The organism is Nocardia sp. NPDC006630 (assembly GCF_040611495.1).
Classification (GTDB): domain Bacteria; phylum Actinomycetota; class Actinomycetes; order Mycobacteriales; family Mycobacteriaceae; genus Nocardia.
The window spans coordinates 55818-76519 of record NZ_JBEXOK010000004.1 but is presented as its reverse complement, the minus strand read 5'-3'; the positions used below and the strand labels follow the sequence as shown (position 1 = coordinate 76519).

Sequence of the window (20702 nt, the reverse complement as noted above, 5' to 3'; positions counted from 1 at the left end):
CATCGAATTTCATGCCAAGCGGTCGGGGCGTAGAGATTTCGTAAAACATCGCCCTTTAAATCACGCTGCGGCGAATGGGAAGCAATTAGTGACCGGAGGAGCCCGCGCCGGCCGCGGCACTTCCGGAGCCGAGTGCCTGCGCGAGCGTTCCGCCCGCCTGTGCGGATCCGCTCGCGGCGCCACTGCCGGTACCGAGCAGACCGAGGACCGAACCGGGCCCGGGAAAGAGTCCCGCGAATGATCCGGCCGCACCGCTGCCGGTGCCCAGGGCTCCGAGCACGCCGGATGCGGTGGAACTGCCGGTACCTGCGGCGGCACTGCCCGTGCCGAGCTGCGGCAGGACCGATTGTGCGGCGCTCGAGCTGCCCGCGTCGGCGGGAGGCGAGACATCGCCTCCCGCCGGCGCGGCGGTAGCCAGGGCAGGCGCGATGAATGTCAGTGCGGCGCCGGTGAATACGGCAGCAGCACGAATGACGAAGGGTGCTTTCATTTGGCCTGAAATCCTTTCGAACCTTCACCAGTTGGAGCTGTGCGCCGAAGAATGGCGACTTGGCTGGCAAACAGAGTGGAAAGTGCGGCGGCGACACTGCCGAGAATGGCGCCTCTGAAACGGGCGCGAACCAAGAACATCACCGAAATTCGATCACCGCAACACACAGACGCGCTAACAGTTGGTTAACGAATTGTTCTCGAGCCTTTCACTGTGCTCCACGCCACTGAACCGCGAAATTGGTCCGTCATTCACTTCGGCCGTTTCCAGCGTGCGGAATTCGATGAACGGAAGCACAATCCCGCCGCGACCCCGCAAAGCCGGCCGCGGCCCGGCTCATGCCGTCCCACGATTGACCACCGCCGCCATTTTCCGAGCGGTGTGCCGGTTCGCAGCCGGTGGTCATTGTGTCGGACGCCACTCTCCGTTAATCTCCTCTGAGACCAGCTGGTTTCACAACAGTCGGCTGGAGCAGGGACGGAAGGACCTCGACGATGAGGGTTTTGGCACCGCGGCGCGCCGTGGCGACAGTGCTGGCCGCGGCGACCGTATGCGCCGGCTCATGGGGAGCGACGGCAGCGGCCGATGACGCCGCGCCTCCGCCCGCGGCAACAGCGCAGAGCCTGTACGGCGGTATGGGGACGCATCCGGTGGCGACAACGGTGCGGACGAATCCGTGCCAGGACTCCCTGGTCGGCATGTTTCAGCACATTGCCGTGCACCTGTTCGGCAATGCCGACGATATGACCTGTACGCAGGCGTTTCCGAACGGACTCGAATCGCCCGCCGGCGTGAACACCTACTATCCGGCCGATATCGCCGATCTGGGCAGTGCGCCGCTCATCGTGTTCACGGGCGGGATCGACGCCAATCCGGGGATGTACGACCGGCTGGTGCGGCAGTGGGTGAGCAACGGCTTCGTGGTGACGGTGCCCTACGAGTGGTTCAACTCGCTGGCCTATGTGCCCGCCGCCGGATTGGCCGTGGCCATCGGGGCCGACCGTGATCCGAATTCTCCGCTGTTCCATCGAATCGACTTGTCGCGCACTATCTTTGCCGGTCACTCCGCGGGAGGAGGAGCGGCGCAGCAGATTGCCACGCTGCTGCCGCCGGTGGCCTCGGCCATCGATCCCACGCTGCGGGTGGCGGGCGTGCTGGCCATCGAGCCCGGGCCGGTGGCGGTCGGTGCGCTGTTCAATGCGCCGACGCTGTACCTCACCGGATACAACGATTTCGTGGTGCCGGACTTCGCTTGGGTGCGGTGGTGGCAGTACAACGTGACATTCAATGCGCCGGCGTGGATTGCCAATGCCCGTGGCGTCAGCCATTTCTCGCCGGTCGACGGGATCGAGAACTATCGATCCGCCGGAACCGCGGTGGCCTGGCTACGGTATATCGCCTTCGGCGACGAGACCGCGAAGCACTTCTTCGTCGGCCCGGATTGGTCACTGCCCAGCGACACAACGTATTTCAGTGTCGAGCGCAATGCGCTCGCGAATGCGCTCCCCTGAGACAAGGAACCATCATGAGCAATCGCCGACGCTGGATGGGCGGTGTCGGCGCAGCCCTCACCATTGCCGCATGCACGCTCGTCTCCCCCATGGCCGCGGCCGATCCGGCCGTGAACGGCTGCGCCGATCCCGCGGGTGCGGATGCCTTCGGGCGCAGTGATCCCGCGGCGGCGGGCATCGATCCCGCCGCGCTGTCCGATGCCATCGACTTCGGTTCCAGCAAGGGCGCCTACGCCATTCAGGTGTATCGGCACGGCTGTCTGGTGGGCGATCGCACCGGCACCGGCAATCTGCCGCTGCCGCTGGCGAGCGCGTCCAAGGGGGTCGCCTCGGTGGCCGTCGGCCGCGCCATCACCATGGGCTATTTCAGTCTCGACGATCCGCTCGGAAAGTTCTTTCCGCAGGCCGATCCCGCGCATGCGGCGCTGACTGTGCGCCAGGTCCTCAATCAGACAACGGGATTGCGCTTCAGCTGGGCTGCCGATATCGCCGGCATCGCCACCGATGAGGTGCTCCAAAACCTGGAAGCGCCTTTCGCTTTCGCACCCGGCACCACCTTTCAGTACAGCCAGGCGGTGCTGGTGCTGCTGCCCAAGATCGTGGAAATCACCACCGGCATGGACTTCCAGGACTTCGTGCAACGAGAACTGATGTCCCCCTTGGGCATCGATCGGGCCAATTGGATCTGGCTCCGCGATCGCAGCGGCAATACGGCGGTCAATGGCGGAATGGCCATGCGCGCGGACGATATCGCGCGGCTCGGCCAGCTCATGCTCGACAACGGCCGCTGGGGTGACCGGCAACTGATCGACCCCGACTACATTCGCCAGGCGCAGCAACCGACCGCGGCCAATGGCGGCTACGGATTCCTGTTCTGGCTCAATGCCGGTGACTCCTACAAGACCGCCACCGTGCCCACCGCCAAGGTCTTCGATCACGCCATGTTCCCCGGCGCCCCGCGCGACCTGTACTCCTTCGTGGGCGCACTGGGCCAGTTCGTCGCCATCATCCCCAGCCGCGACATGGTCATCGTCCGCCTGGGCGTCCCCGCGGGCATCGACCCGAACAATGTGCAGACCTCCCTCGCCGCCGAATCCAATCCCGACAACAAGGAATTCCTCCGCCGCGTCACCGCATCCGTCTCCGACGTCCCCGCCGAGCCCTATGACGAGCCGTACCACTACAACGACAATTTCGGCCCGGTGATCGGCAGTCTCGACGATCTCGCCTTCTGGACCGACCCCGCCCAGGTGGCCCAAATCCTGTTGGGCACAGGCCCCTACGCCTCGGGCAACTGCAATATCCTCTGGTGCAACGGCAAACTCGTCCCCCAGGACATCTTCGTCGCCACCCTGGACACCGGCGCCCAGCTGGCCGCCGCCCTCCTGGCCCTGAACCACGGCCAGCGCTAGCCCGCCAATCCCACCGTCCACTGTTTTATTCGCGAGCATTCCCGAGCCGCCACCCCTATTATCCGGCCCCATGCCCCTCTCAGAACAAGACCGCCGCGAAATCACCGACCTCATCTCGCTGCACGGCCACCTCATGGACGCCGGCGAACTGGACCGTATGACCGAACTCTTCACCCCCGACATCACCTACGACGTCTCCGATTTCGGCTACGGCTCCCTGCACGGCATCGAAGCCATCCGCACCGCAGCCCTCACCGCCGGCGACGCCAACCCGGTAGCCCACCACGTCACCAACATCATCATCACCGAATCCGGCAACCGAATCCTGGTGCAGTCCAAGGGAATCGGAATCCAGGCCGACGGCACCGCGGGCAGCGTCGTCTACCACGACACCGTCACCCGCCGGCCCGAAGGCTGGCGCATCACCTACCGCAGGGTGACCCCCCGCCGTAAGCCGCTCGGCGGGCTGTTCGGTGCGGGGCCGGGTCAGGAGTAGATGGCCGCTACCTCGGAGGCGTACTTCTCCAGGACGACAGCGCGTTTGAGGGAGAGCTTGGGGGTCAGTTCGCCGGTTTCCTGGGTCCAGTCGGCGGCGAGGATGCGGATCTTTTTGATGGACTCGGCTTTCGAGACCTTGGTGTTGGAATCAGCCACTGCGGCTTCGACTTCCGCTACCAGGGCGGGGTTGGTGGTGAGGGCCTCGATGGTGACGTCGGCGGGAATACTGTTGCGGTCGCGCCAGCCGGGGAGGGCGTCACGGTCGAGGGTGATCAGGACGCCGATGAAGGGCTTGTTATCGCCGACGATCATGCACTGGCCGATGAGGGGGTGGGCGCGGAGGGTGTCTTCCATCGGGGCGGGCGAGACGTTCTTGCCTGCCGCGGTGACGATGATTTCCTTCTTGCGGCCGGTGATGGAGAGGTAGCCGTCGTCGTCCAGGGCGCCGAGATCGCCGGTGTGGAACCAGCCTTCGGTAATGGCCTCGGCGCTGGCGGCGTCATTGTGCCAGTAGCCGTCGAAGACCACGGAACCCTTCAGCAGCACTTCGCCGTCCTCGGCAATGCTCACCGCATTGCCTTCGATCGGGCGGCCGACGCTGCCGACTCGCATGTGCGACACCGTGTTCACGGTAATGGCCGCGCTGGTCTCGGTGAGGCCGTAGCCCTCGTACACGGGCACGCCGATGCCACGGAAGAAGTGGCCGAGGCGCGCGCCGAGCGGACCGCCGCCGGAGACCGCGCCGGTGCAGCGACCACCAAGGGCGGCACGAAGTTTCGAGTAGACGAGCTTGTCGAAGAGGGCGTGCTTCAGGCGCAGCACCGGGCTCGCGCCGCCGGACTCCTGCGCCTCGCTCCAGGCGATGGCGGTATCCGCGGCCAGGTCGAAGATGCGCCCCTTACCGCCGTCGTGCGCCTGCTGCTTGGCGCCGTTGTAGACCTTCTCGAAGACGCGGGGCACGGCCAGGATGAAATCCGGCTTGTACGAAGCGAATTGGGTCGTCAGGGTGGACCAGTCGGACGTGTGCGCGACGGTCACCTTGGCAGCGAGGGAGCCCACCGCGATGGCCCGCGCGAAGACGTGCGCGAGCGGCAGGAACATGAGCGTCGTCTTGCCCTCGGCGAGCAGGTGCTGCAGCGCGATCTTGCCGGAGATCGACTCGGCCAGCAGGTTCGCGTGCGTGAGCACCACGCCCTTGGGCCGTCCGGTGGTGCCCGAGGTGTAGATGAGCGTCGCCGCGGAGGCGGAACCCACCTGCGCCCGGCGCTCGGCGAGCACGCTGTCGTCAACGGCGGCACCACGTTCGACGAGCTCGTCCACCGCACCCGCATCGATGCGCAGCGTTTCGAGCAGCTCGGGCGTCGCGATATCGGCGACGGTGACCGCATGCCGCTCGTTCTCCACGATCAGCAGCTTCGTACCCGAGTCCTCGACGATCCAGCGCGCCTGATCGGTCGAGGAGGAGTCGTAGATGGCGACCGTGCACGCCCCGGCGGTCCAGATGGCGTAGTCGATGAGCGTCCACTCGTACCGGGTCGAGGCCATGATGGCGACCCGATCCCCGGCCTGCACGCCGGAGGCGATGAGCCCCTTGGCCACCGCACGCACCTCGGCGGCGAACTGCGCGGCCGTCACCTTGCTCCACCCGTCGGCGGCGGGCCGCTGGAAGGCCACGAAATCCGGCGAATGCGCGGCGAGGCCGTCGACGACATCGGTCAGCGCCGCACCCTCGGCGATGGCGTACGACGCCGGCGCCTCGAATTCACGCTGTGCAACCGAGGTTGATCCCATCTGTCCCACGACCTCTCTCCTCCGACCTGCCCGGACCGCATCGTCCGGCACGCGGGCACACTCTCGCACGGCCCCCGAACCAGGACCAATTCACAATGCTGGTGCGGTGCGCCGTGGATCACAATGTGCGCGCGAACACCGCGGACCTCACCAGAGTGTGCCCCAGACCAAAGGACCGGCCGGGCAGGCTCAGCGGGCGCGGGCCGCGGTGACCATGGCGTCGAGCCGCAAGCCCAGGGCGTTGACCTGGTCCCGGAGCGCCTCGATATCTTCGAGGGGGATGCCGACGGAGTCCAGCACCGCGTGAATCATGCGCTGTGCGGGACCCTGCAATTGCTGACTGGCGGGGGTGGCGTGCAGCACCACCGCCCGCCCGTCCGCGACACTGCGCACACTCTCGACCAGTCCACCGGCCTGCAACCGCTGTACCAGCGGCGAGAGGGTGCCGTAGTCGAGGTGGATCTGCTCGCCCAGCTCCTTCATGGTGATGCCCGGACGTTCCCACAGCGTCAGCAGCACCAGGTACTGCGGATAGGTGAGTTTCATATCGTCCAGGAAGGGACGGTAGGCAGCGGTCATGGACCGCGACGTGGAGTACAGCGCAAAGCACAGCTGCGCACTCAGCGACAACAGTGCGTAGTCGATCTCCTCGTCCGCTCCGACCCGATGCCCTGCGGGTTCAGAAGACGGATTTTCTGACATTACTGCACTGTACTGCGCACGGTATGGAGAACCGCGTCGGTGGCCACCCGGTCGCCCACGGTAATGCGCAAACCGGTCGGATAGTGCTTGACGTGGATGTTCGCCCCCGCCAAGGCGGTTCCGACCCGATCGATATCCGGGCCGGGCAGGGTCAGATAGGAGAAGTTGGCATAGCTGTCGGGTACGCACAGGCCGAGATCACGCAGCCCGGCGGTGAGCCGGCGCCGGTGCTCGCCGATGACCGTCACCCGTTCCGCGATCTCCGGTTCCGCCGCATAGCAGGCCCGCACCGCCACTTCGGCGAGTGCGTTCATGCCGAAGGGCAGCTGCCAGCGGGCCACCCGCTCGATCAGCGCCGGAGCGCCGACGGCGTAGCCGACCCGCAGTGCCGCGAGCCCGTACGCCTTCGAAAAGGTGCGCAGGACAAGCAGATTCGGATGCTCGTCGAGCAGTGTCAGCACGTCGATGCGCTCACCCGGTGCGACAAAATCCACATACGCCTCGTCCAGCACGACGGTGACCGCGGCCGGAATTCGAAGCAGGAACTTCTCGAATTCCGGTGGCGTGATGAGTGTTCCGGTCGGATTGTGCGGACTGCACAGCACCACCAGCCGGGTCTGCTCGTCCACCGCCTCGGCAATGGCGTCCAGATCCTGCCGCCCGTCCAGCATGAGCGGTACCGTCACCGGCCGGCCACCGGCCATGGACGTCAGGATCGGATATCCGTCGAAGGTCGGCACGGCCATGACAACACTCGAACCGCCGGAACCGAACTCCTGCACGATATGCATGATCACGCCGGTCGCCCCCGCGCCCACCACTATGCGGTCGGGTGCGACGCCGAGCCGTTCGGCAATGAGCCGGGGCAGGCGCTGCGGCAGGAATTCCGGATACCGGTTCGCGGAGGAGAGTGCGGCCGATAGGGCCTCGCGGACGGAAGGTGGTGGGCCATAGGGGTTTTCATTGAGCTGTAACTGATGCCCGATCCAGGCGAGGGGAGCCATCGTCGTCTCTCAGCGTCCGCCCCAGCGCACCGCGGCAGCCGCCGCGAAATCGCCCGCATGCGCGAATCCGGCCAGCATCACCAGCGATCCGGCGGCGACGCGCCCCTCATCGACCGCACGGTCGAAGGTGACGGGAATGCCCGCGCCGAACAGGTTTCCGCACTCGTCGAAGGTATCGGGATGCCGTTCCTGCGGCAGCTGCAGCGCATCACGCCAGTTGCGCAGGAAGGCGCGGTTGGGCTGATTGGTGATCAGCAGATCCAGCTCGCTGGAGGGGACACCGATTCGCTTGCACACGGCCTGCGCCACCTCGGGCACGATCTTGTTACCCCGGCCCAGCACCTTCGCGATCTTGGATTCGGTGAATCCCACATGCATCTGCCCCGGCCCGGCCTCCCAGTACTTGCGGGGCGGATCGGCGAGCACGGTCATCTGCCCCGCGAACTGCGGCAGATGCCGGGTCTCGATATCGAGAATCGGCGAATCACCGTTCTTCACCAGCAGTCCCGCGCCCGCCCCGTCACCGGGAATGGCAGCCTGCGGCTTACCGCGTACCTGCTCCTGGGTGAAGATCTGACCGGCCGCATTCTGCACATTGACGATGAGCGCCGCCTTGGCATCGGTGCTCACCATGATCTGCCGGGCCAGCTTCATGGCGTGCACGAAGGCCGCACAGCCGCCATTGTGCAGATCGATCAGCCATTCGGGATTGATGCCAAGGCGCGCGGCCACCTCACCGCCGTTGCCGACAATGGCCGTCTCCGGCAGCTGGGTGTGCACGATCAGAATGTCGATGTCGCGCAAGATGTCTCGCCCCTGACGGGCCAGCAGCGGCGCCACCGCGCGCTCGGCCATATCGGCGGGCGACTCACCCGGCGCGACATGGTGCCGGAACTTCGGCGCCTTGAACATGATGTTCGCGGTGACATCCTCCGCATCCGCGTACTGCGCGAAATAGTCTGCGGGAACGACAGTTTCGGGTAGATACCCGGCTACATCGATGAGGCTGACGGTTTCGGTGCTCATACTCAGTTCATCCATTCGGGCTTGATCGGCTGGCCGTTGGCATGGCGGTGCTCGCAGATGGCCTTGAGGTTGCGCAGTTCCAGCAGGTGACCGGCGGCGAAGAGGTGCCAGAAATCGCCGACCCACACCGGGCGATCGGCCGGCGCGGTCTCCGGATACGCGTTCTCGTCGTAGAAGGGGTGGTGGCAATTCGTCCACAGCACCACCGAACCCGGCTTGTTGAACAACTTCTGCGCGTCCACCACTCGCATCAGGTAGATCATCCACAGGTGTTCGCCCTGGTCCCAGGCACAGTGGTAGTCGACGGTGCGGGTCTCACGGCTGGATTCGGTGCGGGTGTAGATGCGGGTGTTCGAGCCGATGCGGTCATCGGAAACCCACAGATCCGGCTGCTCGGTGCGCTCGAAACCCCGCATGCTGTAGGTCCATTCGCACAGACTGCGGGTATCGGAGAGGTAGTCGAAGACCTCGTCCGGCGGGGCGTCGATGTACTCGTTGACCGTGCAGTAGTCGCCGAAGATCTCATCGTGCGGATACACCGCGCGGGTCATATCCAGCACCATCGGCATGCCCTCCTTGAGGGTCATGGTCTCGATGCGGTAGACGCCCGGGATCTCGAGGTGCGGCACTTCGACGGGTTCGGCCTTGACGGTGTCGGTCATGCGGAGGGCTCCTTCAGGAAGGGGGCGAACGGTGGTAGTTCGTCTGGGTCGCAGAGGATTTCGATGAATACGGGTCCCACTTCGTCGTGGGCCTTGTCCAGGGCGGTCTCGAATTCGGCGAGCGTGGTGGCGGTCCAGGCGGGCAGCTGGGGGTACATGGCGGCCACACCCGCGCCGATATCCGCGGGCCGGAAGCGATTGAAGCTGTAATCGCCCGAGTAGTAGACCTGTTCGCGCGTGACGCACATGGCGTGCGCATTGTTGTTGAAGATGACGAAGGTGACCGGGGCCTGGTATTCGACGGCGGTGTGCACCTCGTTGCCGTGCATGAAATACGCACCGTCACCGGCGATGACGAAGGTCCGGCGGCCACGGCCGAGAGCGCTGCCGATACCCGCGCCGAAGGCGTAGCCCATACCGCCCATGCCGAGCGCGATGAGGAATCGGCCGCCCTCGGGCACGGGCAGATGGTGTACCACCGCCGCACCGGTATTGCCCGCGTCGGCAACCACATCGGTGCCGGAATCCAGGTGCGCGGCGAGCGCGGTCACCGCCTCGCGGTAGCGCACGCCCGGCCCGGTCGCCGGTGGCGGTTTCAACTCCGGGAGCTCACCCGTATTCACTTGCGCCGCAGCGGATCCCCGGTGTGAGGTGTGCACCGCGAGCTCCAGCAGGCGATGCCGCAGCGATCCCCGGACCCGGACATGGGCGGGCACAAAGGGTTCGTCGGCACCCAGATGCAGTACCCGCGGGCAGGCGGCCAGCGCCGCATCCAAGCCGGCGCGCGCGGTGATCGGCAGCGCCGCACCGGCCAGCACGCACAGTCCCGCACCCGCGACCAGCGCCGGCGCATGCGGATGCCCCATGACGCCGGTGACACCGGCGAAGCGCGGATGCCGATTCGGGAAGGCGTCCTTGGCATCCGGAGTGACCAGCACCGAGGCATCCAGGGCCTCCGCCAGCGCGACGAGCTCGGCCCGGGCATTCGCGCGGGCGATCTCCGGCCCGGCGATGATGACCGCGGGCCCCCGCCCGGCCGCCGGCAGCACCGCGTCGGCGTCGAGCGGTGCGTCCACCGGCGCGGGCTCCGATACCCCCGCCCGGTGCATCCGGCTCGGTACCGGCGCTGCCTGAATATCCTTGGGTAGCAGCAGAACCGCCGGTCCACCGGCGAATGCCGCCTCGATCGCCCGATCCAGCTCGGCGTGAATATCCTGCGGCCGAGTCACTTTCACGCAACTGCGACTGACCGCGCCGAAGATCCGCTCGGCATCGAGCCGCCCGGCGCCGCCGCTGGTGTCCTGGAAGGCGCCCCTGCCCTCCAGTCCGGTCGGCGCCTGGCCGACCAGGGCCAGCACCGGCACCCGCGAGTCGTAGGATTCGGCCAGTGCCGCAAGCAAATTCATGGCGCCCCCGCCGGAGGTGGCGGCCACGACGCCGAGCCGGTTGGTGGCGCGGGCATAACCGTCGGCCATGGTGGCGGCCCCGAACTCATGTTTGGCGACGATCCCCGTCATGAGCTCCGGGCGGCGCTGCACCGCATCGTAGATGTCCTCGATATTGGCTCCGCCCACTCCGAAGAGGTGCTCGGTGTATTCGCCCAGCCTCGCCACGATGACGTCGGCAACGGTCTCGACTGCTCCACGTTCGGACACAATTCCCCGTTTCGAATTACATTGCCCCCGATACATCGTCCACAATGTATCCACGATCAGTCATACCTCGCAATGTGTTGCAGGTCACAGATTGCCTGAAAAGCGCTGGTACACAACCACTTCAGGCGCGCGAAAGCCCCATTGAGCGAAGCCCGGCAGGGCCCTGATTCGGAGGTGCTGCCCACCCGAATCGGCCTCGCTGCCGCAACCGGTTCGCGATCACTCATGAGGTTCAACGATGTGGGCGGCGGCCGGGTTCAATCCGCGGATCGATTTATCCGACGGAAGAAGCCTAGAGCGCGCGGCACGGCGAATCTGTGTGCAGAAATCCAGCAGGCCCGCGCGGCGGCTGGGCACTTGCACATCGGCGAGCGACCCACAGAAGTTCGTTCGCGTGTGCCCCTATGTTGCCCGGCCCGCCACCGGAGACGGCCAGACTGCGAAGGGCACATGTCCGACGGCGCGGCCCGCCGGGCTCAGCAGCCTGCCCATACGTTTGAGGGCGCGCAGCGTGATCTGCCGCTCGGTAATGTGCAGATTCGGAAAGCTTTGCGCCAGACGGTTTTCCAGGAGGATGCATTCGTGCTGCGTGCGCAGCCAGGCGATGATGTGCACATTGCTGGCATCGGTGGTGGCCGCACACAGCCGGATCTCGGGCCATTGGGCGAGCTCGGCGCCGAGCGTAGGCAGTTCGCCGGCGGGCAACCGGGCCCAAAGATTGGTGTTCACCGACCATCCGGCGAACTGCTGGGCGAAGTCGCAGCGAATCAGCAGGCGGCCCGCCCTGGTCATCTCCACGAGGCGGCGGCGCACCGTCGTCTCACTGAGACCGGTGTCCTGTGCGAGATCGGCGGCGCTGCGGCGACCGTCGGCCGACAGTGCCAGCACCAGATCCCGGTCCCCCGCGCGAGTGCGCGGGGGCAGGAACGGCGAACCGCGCCGCGGCTGTGGTCCGTCGGTGAGCAGGGTGCGCTGCACCGGATCGAGCGCCTGCGGCCGCCACTGCCCGCCCTCCACATAGATGTGCAGGCCCACCGAGGTGCACACCTCGGCCACGCCGCGCAGCTCACCCAGCCAGCGGACCGCGAAATCGTCCAGGGCGGCAAGGTCTTCGGCGGCCACCGAGATCTGCAGCTGATAGCGGCCACTGGTGCGCTCCACCGAGAAGATGTATGGACAGGCGCACACCTGCTCGGAAAGCGCGGCCAGCGCCTCGGGCCGGCAGCGCAGCCGGATATATCCGACGAGGGCGAACTCCATGCCGTACGCGGTCAACCAGGCCAGCCCGGCGTCGGCGAGCCGCTGCCAGCGCCGGGCGACGGTGGTGGCATCCAGTTCGAGCGAGGCGCCGATACGGGTCCAGGACGCGCGCGGATTGATCTGCAGCGCGTTCACCAGATCCAGATCGGTCTCACCGAAGCTCACATCAGCGCCGGATTCCGGCGTGAGCCCATCTCGCATGGCGATATCCGGCGTTTCAGCCATATCCTCGGCCATGGAGGTCATTGTGGCATTCGCGCATAGAGGCCGCGTCAGGGCTCCGTCTCATGAAGGGGCAACGATGCCACGTACCACCCGGCTGACCGTCATGCTGCTGTTCGCGGCATGGGTCGTCGACTACATCGACCGGACCGTGATCAATTTCGCGTTGCCGTCGATCGGCCGCGACCTCGATCTCGATCACACTCGGCTGGGTCTGCTGGTATCGGTGTTCTTCGTCGCGTACGCGGCGGTGCAGGTGCCGGGCGGACTGCTCGCGGACCGCTACGGTGCGCTGAAGGTCGGCACCATCGGACTTGTCGCGTGGTCCGTCTTCACCGGGTTGACCGCCATCGCATGGTCTTTCGCGGCACTGCTGTGCATGCGATTCCTGTTCGGGCTGGTGCAGGGCGTGTTCCCGGCCGCCGCGCTCAAGGCGCTGGCCGAACGCACCACACCGGAGCAGCGCACCACCGCGACCGGGTGGACCAATGCCTCCAATGCGGTCGGCATTCTGCTGGCGTCGGTGCTCGCGGGCATCATGCTGCCGACCGTCGGCTGGCGGGTGATGTTCGGGCTGATCTCGGTGCTCGGCGTCCTGGTCATCCTGGCCTGGCGGCGCTGGATGCCACAGCCCTTGCCGCAGGACGATATTCCCGCGGACAAGGCGAGCGCCGCCGCGGGCCGGCGGGCGGTGCTGTTCTCGCCGGCGCTGCTGGGCTTCGCCGCCATCTTCTTCGGCTACGACGTGCTGGTGTGGGGCGTCACCGCCTGGACGCCGACCTTCCTGCAGGAGGAGCGCGGGCTGTCGATCACGATGGTCGCGGTGGCGGCGGTGCCGTCGACACTGGCCGCGGCGGCCGGAGTGGTGCTCGGGGCGCGACTGTCGGATCGGATGGGCGGCCGCCCGCGGCGGATTGTCATCCCCTCCATGGCGGCCACCGCCATCATGCTTTTCGTGCTGCCCCGGCTGGAGTCGTTCCCGCTGTTCGTGATGGTGGCGACGGTGATGAGCCTGGTGGCCGGGCTGGCCTATATGCCCGCCTTCTCGGTGCCGCTGCGGGCGCTGCCCAGCGCGTATATGGGCGTGGCGTCCGGGGTGATCATCTTCGGCGGTCAGGTCGCGGGCATCATCAGCCCCTCGCTGTTCGGCTTCATGACCGATCGCTACTCCTACACAACAGCTTTCGAAACCATGGCCATCGGGCCGCTGCTGGCGATCATTGCCGCGGCCCTGGTCCCGCAAACCGCCGACGCGTTCTGGGCCAAGATCGCGGCCCGCACGCCGGTGACCATCCCCCCGAAGGAGATTCACTCGTGACGACCACTCCTGAACTGCACGAGCCCGCGACCGGCGAGCACTGGCTGCAGGTATATCGCCAGTTGCACGCGCACCCGGAACTTTCCGGCGAGGAGCACGGCACCGCCCGGCTGGTGGCCGAGGAATTGCGCGCGCTGCCCGGCTGGGAAGTGACCGAGGGGGTCGGCGGCACCGGGGTGGTCGGCGTGCTGCAGGGCGGTCCCGGACCGGTGGTCTGGTTGCGCGCCGATATGGACGCGCTGCCCGTGCAGGAGGACACCGGGCTGGCGTACGCGTCCACCGTGTCCGGTGTCATGCATGCCTGCGGGCACGATGTGCACGTCGCCGCACTGCTCGGCGCGTGTGCGGAGCTTGCGACGGGGCCGCGGCCGACCGGGACGGTGGTCGCGATCTTCCAGCCCGCCGAGGAGACCGGCGCCGGCGCCCAGCGCATGGTCGACGACGGTGTGGTGCAGCGTTTTCCGAAGCCGGCCATCGTGCTGGGCCAGCATGTCGCGCCGCTGCCCGCCGGACTGGTCATCAGCCGCAGCGGACCGCTGATGGCGGCCTCCGATTCGATTCGGGTGACCTTCACCGGTCGCGGCGGCCACGGCTCACAGCCGCATCTGGCGGTGGACCCGCTGCTCATGGCGGCCTCACTGGTGGTGCGCATGCAGACGCTGACCGCCCGGCAGTCCGCCGTGCCCGCCTCCGCGGTGCTCACCGCGGGCGCGCTGCACGCGGGCACCCGGCCGAACATCATCTCCGAAACCGCCGAATTGCTTTTGACGCTGCGCACTTTCAGCGATACGGCACGGCAGCGCATACTCGACGATCTGCAGCGCCTGGCCGAGTCCGAGGCGACCGGGGCGGGCGCGCCGCAGCCGCCGGAGTTCGTGCCCTACGACCACTTCCCGGTGACCGTCAACACCCCCGGCGATACCGAGCGGGTGATGGCCACCCTCGCCGCCGCGGGCGTCCCCTATATGCCGCTCGACAATCCCCTCACCGGCAGTGAGGATTTCGGCGTCTTCGGCACCGCCGCCGGGGTCCCCTCGGTCTTCTGGCACATCGGCGGCATCGACTGGGTCCGCTTCACCGAAGAGGACCAGCACATCATGCTCACCGAGCACACCATCCCGCCCCGCTTCCCCTCCAACCACTCCCCCCGGTTCGCCCCGGACCCGGAACAGACACTGCCGGCGGCCATCACCGCCATGGTGACCGCGGCCCGCGCGGAGCTCTCCCGGTCCGAGTGAGCATTCAGTCCGACTGACGCGGAACGTGCACCCGACTAATGCGGAACATGCACCCGTCATCCCGGCGCGGAACATGCACCCGTCATCCCGGCGCGCTTTTGGCCGGGATCCACACCTGTTGGTACTCAGCCAATCTCGGTGGATCCCGGCCAAAAGCATGCCGGGATGACGCGGGATGACGGGGGGACGATGCGGAGGGGTCAGGCGGCTCGGGCTGTGCGGACGGGGCGGGCGGGGGTTGCGGCGGAGCGGGTGATGGTGGGGAGCAGGACTGACAGGAGGGACATGTCCAGGGGAAGCAGGGACAGGTCCAGGCGGTTGTGCGTGAAGCCGACGGCGAGGCCGGAGGCGGGGTCGGCCCAGCCACCGGAGCCGCCGAGGCCGAGGTGGCCGAAACCGCGTGGGGCGCCGAGAGTCGGCAGGGGGTGGTAGCCGAGGTGCCAGAAGGCGCGGCGGGGATCGGGGCTGGTGCGGGTGGAGCGGTCGAGGGCGCGGGCGGTTTCGGGGGTGAGGAGTCGGACGCCCTCGAAGGCGCCGTCACCTGCGATGACCGCGTAGACGCGGGCTATCGCGTCGGCGGTGAAGACGCCTGTGGCTGCACCGTTTTCGGTGCTCAGCAGCGGTGGGACCGGGCCGCGGAGGGCTTCTTCGCCACCGGGGAAGTGCATGGAGCTGATGGCTTTGCCGAGGACGGGAATGCGAGCGGCGGCCGCGGTGAGCGGCTTGCCCAGCCGGGTGCCGGTGGCCGCGAGGCTCGGGCCGACCAGCTCGGCGACCGTGGTGCCGTCGGCGGGATGGCCGAGGTGCAGACCGGTCAGGCCCAGCGGATCAGCCAGTTCGGTGCGGAACAGGTCAGCCATACCCTGGCCGGTGACCGCGCGGCACAGTCCGCCGAGCAGCCAGCCGAAAGTGACTGCGTGATAGACGGGTAATCCGCGCGTCCAGTCGGGAGTCGCGGCGGCCATGCGGTGCTCCATGAGCACGTGGTCCAGCACATCGCCGGGCTGGTCCAGCACCCGGCGCAGGTCCGAGAGCCCGGCGCGGTGTGCGAGCAGGTCGCGCACGGTGATGGAGTTCTTCCCACCGTCGGCGAATTCGGGCCAGTACTCGGCGACGGGGGTGTCGTAGTCGAGCAGCCCGCGGTCGGCCAGCCGGTGCACCACCATCGAGGTGATGCCCTTGGTGGTGGAGAAGCTCAGGGCGGCGGTGTCTGCGTCCCAGGGGATTTCGCCGGCCGCATCGGCGGTCCCGGTCCAGATATTGACCACGGGTTCACCGTGCAGATAGACCGCGAGTGCCCCGCCGGTGCGCAGATAACGGGCGAACAGACGGGAGAACGTGCGCACGGGGGCGGCGAAGCGGGAGTCGGCGGAGCCGCGAATCCCTTCGGGCAGAGTAAGCATGCGGGCAACCTCATTGTCGAGCCGGAGCGGTGGTCACTGATCGAAGGTGATGTGCAGATCGTCGGATTCGGGCAGGGTCTGGCAGGCCAGCGTCAGGCCCATGGCGAGTTCCTCGTCGATGAGGGCCTCGTTCATCAGCATGCGCGTGCGGCCCCGCGCCACGCGGCATACGCAGGTGCCGCAGGCGGATTCGCGGCAGACGTAGGGCGCGTCGATGCCGTGGTCGAGAAGCACATCGAGCAGCTTCTTCCCGCGCGGCCAGGGCAGCGTATGGGTATCGCCATCGATATCGACCTGAACTGTCGGGGTATCGCCCGGCAGGCGGGCGGATACGGCGGTCGCCGCGGGCGCGGCCGCGACCATGGGTATCGGCTGCTCGAACGGGTTCTCCGTCAGCGAGCGGTACTCCTCCTGGCGGATCGCGCGCTCGGGGATCCTCAATTGTGCCAGGCCCTGCTTGATCGCCAGGGCGAATCCGGCTGGGCCGCACAGGTACACCTCGTAATTGCGATAGGGCCGCGCCCACCCGGCGATAGCGCGGGCCTCGGGCAGCCCGCGCTCCGATTCCAGCCAGTGCTGCACGATGAGCCGTCGCGGATACCGCTGCACGAGCTGTTGCAGCTGCCGCGCGAAGATGACCGACTGCCGATCACGATTCGCGTACAGCACCACGACTTTCGACCGGCCGAGAGTGAGCGCCGATTTGAGAATCGACATGATCGGGGTGATTCCGCTGCCCGCCGCACACAGCAGCAGATCCCGATTCCAGCCGCGCGGCACGAAATTCCCCGCCGGTTCCAGCACGGTGAGTACGGATCCGGCGGCGATGTTGTCGCACAGCCAGTTCGAGGCGTATCCCCCGGCCGTGCGTTTGACGGTCACGGCCGGGCGGTCGTCGCAGTGCGGACTGCTGGAGAGCGAATAGCAGCGGGCCACCGACCCGGTGTGCTCGCTCGGCACCTGCAGCGTCAGGAATTGTCCTGGCGAGTAGGCGAATCGGCGGCCGAGATCTTCGGGGATATCGAAGACCAGCGAGACCGCGTCGGCGGTCTCGCTGATGACTTCGCGCACCTTGATCTGGTGTGCGCGTGCGTTCATACCGTCGCGCCCTTTCTGCTGGCGGCGGCAACCTCCCGGGGAGCGTCGATGCCGAACTGTTGCAGCAGCCAGGCCCCGGCCGATTCGATGCGCTCCATCGACATCGGCTGGGTGATACGGCGATTCACACCCGGTGCGATGCGAAGCATGAAGTAGCCGAGCCACGCTTCGGCCCGTACCGGCACCACGGCCAGGTCGTAGTTCACCGCGCGCACCACGGCCCGGGCCACCAGATCCGGGCTCAGCGGTGAGAACGGCAGCCGGGCCGCGATGTCCTGCACCTGGCGGGCGATTTCCTTACCGCGTTCGACCAGCGCCGGATCGACGCCGACGGTGGTGGCGTGGTCGCCGATATTGGTATTGATCACGCCGGGGCAGATGGCGCTCACCCCAACGCCTTTCGGTGCGAGTTCGAGCCGCAGGCATTCGGTGAGCATCTTCACCCCGGCCTTGGACACCGAATAGGCCGACATGACCGGCGTCGGTGTGAAGGCGGCCGCCGACGCGATATTGACGATGTGCCCGCGCTTGCCCTCGTCGATCATCAGCCGCCCGAAAGCCCGGCAGCCGTAGACGACACCCAGCAGATTGACGCCGAGCTGCTTGTCCCAATCCTTCGGCTCCAGATCCAAAAACGCTCCGCTGACCAGGATTCCGGCATTATTGACCAGCACGTCCGGCACACCGTGGTCGGCGTGCACGTCCCGGGCGAAAGCCGCCCATGCCGCCGGATCGGTGACATCCAGCTGCATGGCCACGGCCCGCTGCCCGCGCGCCTGGATGAGCGCGACCGTGGCCAGCGCCGCATCCTTGTCGATATCGGAGACGACGACCTGCGCTCCCCCACGTGCGAACCGCTGGGCGACCGCGCGGCCGATGCCGCTGCCCGCACCGGTGACCACCACCAGCCGGGGCTCGATATTGTTGATCTTCACAGCGCCTCCTCGGACAGCACGGCACTCGCCTGACGGACGGGTGCGCCCACGGTGTAGCGATAGACATCGAGATCGAAATGCCGGTTCTGCCAGTACATCTCGCCATGTGTGGACGGGCGGAACGGGGAATCGCCGTGATCATCGATGTAGTAGGTGTTGGAACCCGCACAGGTCGGCGTGAACAGGAAGTTCTTCTCCTGCCGGCGCAGGCATTTCGCGAAGTACTCGTCGTGCACCTCCTGCCGGATCTCGATCTCGGTGGCGCCGCGCCGTTTCGACTCGGCGATGGCCCGGCTCAGATGTGCGGCGGTGGCCTCGATCATCCAGATGTAGGAGCCGAGCACAAATCCGTACGGACCGGTAATGGTGAAGGCATTGGGGAATCCCGGCACCGATACGCCCTGATAGGACTGGTAGCGGTGCTCGTCCCAGAAGGTCTCCAGGTCGATGCCCCGCCGCCCGCGCATGGGAAACGGTGGTACCGAACCCTTTTCCCAGAGTTTGAATCCGGTCGCGCAGATGAGCACATCGATCTCGTGCTCGGTCCCGTCCACGGTGACCACACCGTTTTCGGTGATGCGCGCGATGGAATCGGTGACCAGGCTGACGTCCGTGCGATTGAACGTCTTCAGATAGTCATTGGACATGGAGGGCCGCTTGCAGCCGAGCCCGTACTTCGGCATGAGCTTCTCCCGGAGCACCGGATCATCGACCTGCCGCCGCATCCACTGGCGGACGGGCACTTCCGCCAGCCGGCGGCTGGTGTCGGTGAGCCAGGCCGGACCGGCCACCATGCCGCTCATGGCCAGTTCGGTGCCCACATTGCCGACGGCCCGCAATGCCGAGCGAATTCGCCTGCGCCCCAGTATTCGCCGGCCGAGCAGTCCGACCTCCGAATCGTTCTTCGGGAACACCCAGATAGGCGTGCGCTGGAATACGGTGAGATGTGCGGTCTCCTCCACGATCGCCGGGATCAACTGCAATGCCGTTGCCCCGGTGCCGATCACGGCGACCCGCTTACCGCGCAGGTCCACATCGTGGTCCCACATGGCGGTGTGCACGAGGGTGCCGCCGAAATCGTCGACCCCCTCGATATCCGGCATCTTCGGCCGTTCCAGTCCGCCGATGGCGAGTACCGCGTACCGGGCGGTGAGCTGCTGCCCGCCGTCGGTGGTCAAGCGCCACAGGCTGCTGTCATCGTCGAAATCGGCCGCCACGATGGTGGTGTTCAACCGCAGTTTGCCGCGCAGACCGTACTTGTCGACCATGTCCTCGGCATAGTCGCGAAGTTCGGTGCCGGGTGCGAATATCCGCGACCAGTCACCGCGCTGCTCATAGGAGAAGCTGTAGATGAACGAGGGGATGTCCACCGCCACACCGGGATAGGTATTGGCATGCCAGGTGCCGCCCACCCGGTCCCACTTGTCCACAATGATGAAATCGTGAATGCCCTTGCGCTGCAGGGCGATACCGGTGCCGATGCCGCCGAACCCCGCCCCGACCACGATGACCTCGTAGTCGGGACGAGCAGCGTCCGGCGCACCCGTGCCGAAGTCGATGCCGCTCATACTTTTTCCTCGCGTCCGTCTGCCCGGCTCAGCCGATGCGATCGACAAGTTCGCCCTGGGCGCCGAACAGTTCGGCTCGCCAGCGCTCCAGCAGTTCCGTGGTGTCGATATCGTCGGGGTGGAAGCCCGGCCGCATGTACGGGCGCATTTCCTTCAAGAGCCCCTTGACGATCGGTCCCCGGACCAGCCGAACCGATTGCCGTGCCACCTTGATCGGCCGCCAGCTGCGTGGATCACTGAGGATCGATACGGCGACGCCCAGCCCGACCACCGGAATGGTGAGTGCGTAACTGCCCGCCATCAGTCCGATGCGCAGGGCCTCCGAACCACCGGTGGCGCGATACACGTCGAAGGCCACGGATTTGTGCTCGAGTTCCTCGAATGCGTGCCAGTTCAACAGGTTCCAGACCTCGGGATCGCCCGGAATGGTCTGGATGGCCTCCTCGCCGAGCACCCGCGCCGCGAGCGTCGCGGTGTAGTGCTCGGCCAGCGCGGTGAAGGCCAGGTGCGCCTGGCGCGGCACCAGATTCTCGATCCTGACCAGCGCCCGCTCCCGCAGCGCGCCGGGTTCGAAGGTGAAGATCCGCACGATGGGGAAACCCATCTCGATCAGCTGATCGTTCAATACGCGATGCTGCTGACCGTGCACCGCCTCCTGCCCGATGAAGCCGGCCACCCGCTTCTTGAGCACGGGATCGGTGATCTCACCGGAGAACTTGCGCACCGAGCGGATGAAGGATTCCTCGCCCGGCGGGAACGCGCCCGAGAGCACGGCGATGAGGTGGGTCAGCGGAATGTCGTCCCGGACGAACTGGTGCGTCATCGGTTCGGGCTGGCCGAACCGGAATCGCATGCGCCGGACCTTGGGATAGGGGGTGAGGGACTTGGTGTCCTGACCGATCGTCATTG

General features: G+C 66.8%; 18 protein-coding genes. 5 read left to right on the top strand and 13 right to left on the bottom strand.

The window, feature by feature from the left end; genetic code table 11:
- Positions 1 to 85: 85 nt before the first annotated feature.
- Positions 86 to 490, bottom strand: a complete 405-nt coding sequence (locus ABZX86_RS12115; protein WP_355122755.1) for a hypothetical protein — start codon at positions 488 to 490, stop codon at positions 86 to 88.
- A 494-nt stretch (positions 491 to 984) separates the two neighbouring features.
- On the opposite strand from ABZX86_RS12115, the gene ABZX86_RS12110 reads away from it, so the two are divergent.
- The 3 genes from ABZX86_RS12110 to ABZX86_RS12100 all read left to right on the top strand — a co-directional run bounded on the left by ABZX86_RS12110 (position 985) and on the right by ABZX86_RS12100 (position 3909).
- Positions 985 to 2001 carry an alpha/beta hydrolase gene (locus tag ABZX86_RS12110; protein WP_355122753.1) on the top strand — a complete coding sequence of 339 codons (1017 nt, stop codon included), beginning with the start codon at positions 985 to 987 and terminating at the stop codon, positions 1999 to 2001.
- A gap of 14 nt (positions 2002 to 2015) precedes the next feature.
- On the top strand, positions 2016 to 3413 hold the full coding sequence (locus ABZX86_RS12105) for a serine hydrolase (protein ID WP_355122751.1): 1398 nt from the start codon (positions 2016 to 2018) through the stop codon (positions 3411 to 3413).
- A gap of 70 nt (positions 3414 to 3483) precedes the next feature.
- Complete coding sequence (locus ABZX86_RS12100) at positions 3484 to 3909, top strand: nuclear transport factor 2 family protein (protein WP_355122749.1); 426 nt, start codon at positions 3484 to 3486, stop codon at positions 3907 to 3909.
- Here the strand turns inward: ABZX86_RS12100 and ABZX86_RS12095 are convergent.
- The 7 genes from ABZX86_RS12095 to ABZX86_RS12065 form a co-directional block, all read right to left on the bottom strand.
- Entirely contained in the window at positions 3900 to 5702 is a 1803-nt protein-coding gene (locus ABZX86_RS12095) for a long-chain fatty acid--CoA ligase (protein ID WP_355123805.1), read from the bottom strand. The genes ABZX86_RS12100 and ABZX86_RS12095 overlap by 10 nt on opposite strands.
- Positions 5703 to 5891: 189 nt before the next feature.
- Positions 5892 to 6404, bottom strand: coding sequence for a MarR family transcriptional regulator (locus ABZX86_RS12090; RefSeq protein WP_327144118.1), 513 nt, complete (start codon positions 6402 to 6404; stop codon positions 5892 to 5894).
- Positions 6404 to 7408 carry an aminotransferase class I/II-fold pyridoxal phosphate-dependent enzyme gene (locus tag ABZX86_RS12085; protein WP_355122747.1) on the bottom strand — a complete coding sequence of 335 codons (1005 nt, stop codon included), beginning with the start codon at positions 7406 to 7408 and terminating at the stop codon, positions 6404 to 6406. The genes ABZX86_RS12090 and ABZX86_RS12085 overlap by 1 nt, the downstream gene beginning before the upstream one ends.
- Before the next feature lie 9 nt (positions 7409 to 7417).
- Complete coding sequence (locus ABZX86_RS12080; protein ID WP_355122745.1) at positions 7418 to 8434, bottom strand: 3-oxoacyl-[acyl-carrier-protein] synthase III C-terminal domain-containing protein; 1017 nt, start codon at positions 8432 to 8434, stop codon at positions 7418 to 7420.
- Between the two features lie 2 nt (positions 8435 to 8436).
- Positions 8437 to 9096 (bottom strand): SRPBCC family protein, encoded by a 660-nt coding sequence (locus ABZX86_RS12075; RefSeq protein WP_355122743.1) that lies wholly within the window; start codon positions 9094 to 9096, stop codon positions 8437 to 8439.
- A complete protein-coding gene (locus ABZX86_RS12070) occupies positions 9093 to 10751 on the bottom strand; it encodes a thiamine pyrophosphate-binding protein (RefSeq protein ID WP_355122741.1) in 1659 nt (552 codons plus the stop codon). The genes ABZX86_RS12075 and ABZX86_RS12070 overlap by 4 nt, the downstream gene beginning before the upstream one ends.
- 402 nt (positions 10752 to 11153) lie before the next feature.
- On the bottom strand, positions 11154 to 12248 hold the full coding sequence (locus ABZX86_RS12065; protein ID WP_355122739.1) for an Lrp/AsnC family transcriptional regulator: 1095 nt from the start codon (positions 12246 to 12248) through the stop codon (positions 11154 to 11156).
- Positions 12249 to 12312: 64 nt separating this feature from the next.
- On the opposite strand from ABZX86_RS12065, the gene ABZX86_RS12060 reads away from it, so the two are divergent.
- Positions 12313 to 13551 (top strand): MFS transporter, encoded by a 1239-nt coding sequence (locus ABZX86_RS12060; protein WP_355122737.1) that lies wholly within the window; start codon positions 12313 to 12315, stop codon positions 13549 to 13551.
- On the top strand, positions 13548 to 14789 hold the full coding sequence (locus tag ABZX86_RS12055; protein WP_355122735.1) for an amidohydrolase: 1242 nt from the start codon (positions 13548 to 13550) through the stop codon (positions 14787 to 14789). The genes ABZX86_RS12060 and ABZX86_RS12055 overlap by 4 nt, the downstream gene beginning before the upstream one ends.
- Before the next feature lie 200 nt (positions 14790 to 14989).
- Here the strand turns inward: ABZX86_RS12055 and ABZX86_RS12050 are convergent, their stop codons facing one another.
- From ABZX86_RS12050 to ABZX86_RS12030, 5 genes are read right to left on the bottom strand one after another with little or no spacing between them, the layout of a single operon-like run.
- Positions 14990 to 16192: a serine hydrolase domain-containing protein gene (locus ABZX86_RS12050; RefSeq protein ID WP_355122733.1), complete on the bottom strand. Its 1203-nt coding sequence runs from the start codon at positions 16190 to 16192 to the stop codon at positions 14990 to 14992.
- 33 nt (positions 16193 to 16225) lie between these two features.
- Positions 16226 to 17290, bottom strand: coding sequence for a ferredoxin--NADP reductase (locus ABZX86_RS12045; RefSeq protein WP_355122731.1), 1065 nt, complete (start codon positions 17288 to 17290; stop codon positions 16226 to 16228).
- Positions 17287 to 18225: an SDR family NAD(P)-dependent oxidoreductase gene (locus ABZX86_RS12040; RefSeq protein ID WP_355122729.1), complete on the bottom strand. Its 939-nt coding sequence runs from the start codon at positions 18223 to 18225 to the stop codon at positions 17287 to 17289. The genes ABZX86_RS12045 and ABZX86_RS12040 overlap by 4 nt, the downstream gene beginning before the upstream one ends.
- Positions 18222 to 19793 (bottom strand): NAD(P)/FAD-dependent oxidoreductase, encoded by a 1572-nt coding sequence (locus ABZX86_RS12035; protein ID WP_355122727.1) that lies wholly within the window; start codon positions 19791 to 19793, stop codon positions 18222 to 18224. Before ABZX86_RS12035 ends, ABZX86_RS12040 begins: the two co-directional genes overlap by 4 nt.
- 28 nt (positions 19794 to 19821) lie before the next feature.
- Positions 19822 to 20700 carry a metal-dependent hydrolase gene (locus tag ABZX86_RS12030; protein WP_355122725.1) on the bottom strand — a complete coding sequence of 293 codons (879 nt, stop codon included), beginning with the start codon at positions 20698 to 20700 and terminating at the stop codon, positions 19822 to 19824.
- Positions 20701 to 20702: the final 2 nt, after the last annotated feature.

Excerpts from the sequence above, each read along its gene's own strand:
- ABZX86_RS12115 (WP_355122755.1), bottom strand. The coding sequence starts at position 490 with ATGAAAGCACCCTTCGTCATTCGTGCTGCTGCCGTATTCACCGGCGCC.
- ABZX86_RS12110 (WP_355122753.1), top strand. The coding sequence starts at position 985 with ATGAGGGTTTTGGCACCGCGGCGCGCCGTGGCGACAGTGCTGGCCGCG.
- ABZX86_RS12105 (WP_355122751.1), top strand. The coding sequence starts at position 2,016 with ATGAGCAATCGCCGACGCTGGATGGGCGGTGTCGGCGCAGCCCTCACC.
- ABZX86_RS12100 (WP_355122749.1), top strand. The coding sequence starts at position 3,484 with ATGCCCCTCTCAGAACAAGACCGCCGCGAAATCACCGACCTCATCTCG.
- ABZX86_RS12095 (WP_355123805.1), bottom strand. The coding sequence starts at position 5,702 with ATGGGATCAACCTCGGTTGCACAGCGTGAATTCGAGGCGCCGGCGTCG.
- ABZX86_RS12090 (WP_327144118.1), bottom strand. The coding sequence starts at position 6,404 with ATGTCAGAAAATCCGTCTTCTGAACCCGCAGGGCATCGGGTCGGAGCG.
- ABZX86_RS12085 (WP_355122747.1), bottom strand. The coding sequence starts at position 7,408 with ATGGCTCCCCTCGCCTGGATCGGGCATCAGTTACAGCTCAATGAAAAC.
- ABZX86_RS12080 (WP_355122745.1), bottom strand. The coding sequence starts at position 8,434 with ATGAGCACCGAAACCGTCAGCCTCATCGATGTAGCCGGGTATCTACCC.
- ABZX86_RS12075 (WP_355122743.1), bottom strand. The coding sequence starts at position 9,096 with ATGACCGACACCGTCAAGGCCGAACCCGTCGAAGTGCCGCACCTCGAG.
- ABZX86_RS12065 (WP_355122739.1), bottom strand. The coding sequence starts at position 12,248 with ATGGCCGAGGATATGGCTGAAACGCCGGATATCGCCATGCGAGATGGG.
- ABZX86_RS12060 (WP_355122737.1), top strand. The coding sequence starts at position 12,313 with ATGCCACGTACCACCCGGCTGACCGTCATGCTGCTGTTCGCGGCATGG.
- ABZX86_RS12050 (WP_355122733.1), bottom strand. The coding sequence starts at position 16,192 with ATGCTTACTCTGCCCGAAGGGATTCGCGGCTCCGCCGACTCCCGCTTC.
- ABZX86_RS12045 (WP_355122731.1), bottom strand. The coding sequence starts at position 17,290 with ATGAACGCACGCGCACACCAGATCAAGGTGCGCGAAGTCATCAGCGAG.
- ABZX86_RS12035 (WP_355122727.1), bottom strand. The coding sequence starts at position 19,793 with ATGAGCGGCATCGACTTCGGCACGGGTGCGCCGGACGCTGCTCGTCCC.
- ABZX86_RS12030 (WP_355122725.1), bottom strand. The coding sequence starts at position 20,700 with ATGACGATCGGTCAGGACACCAAGTCCCTCACCCCCTATCCCAAGGTC.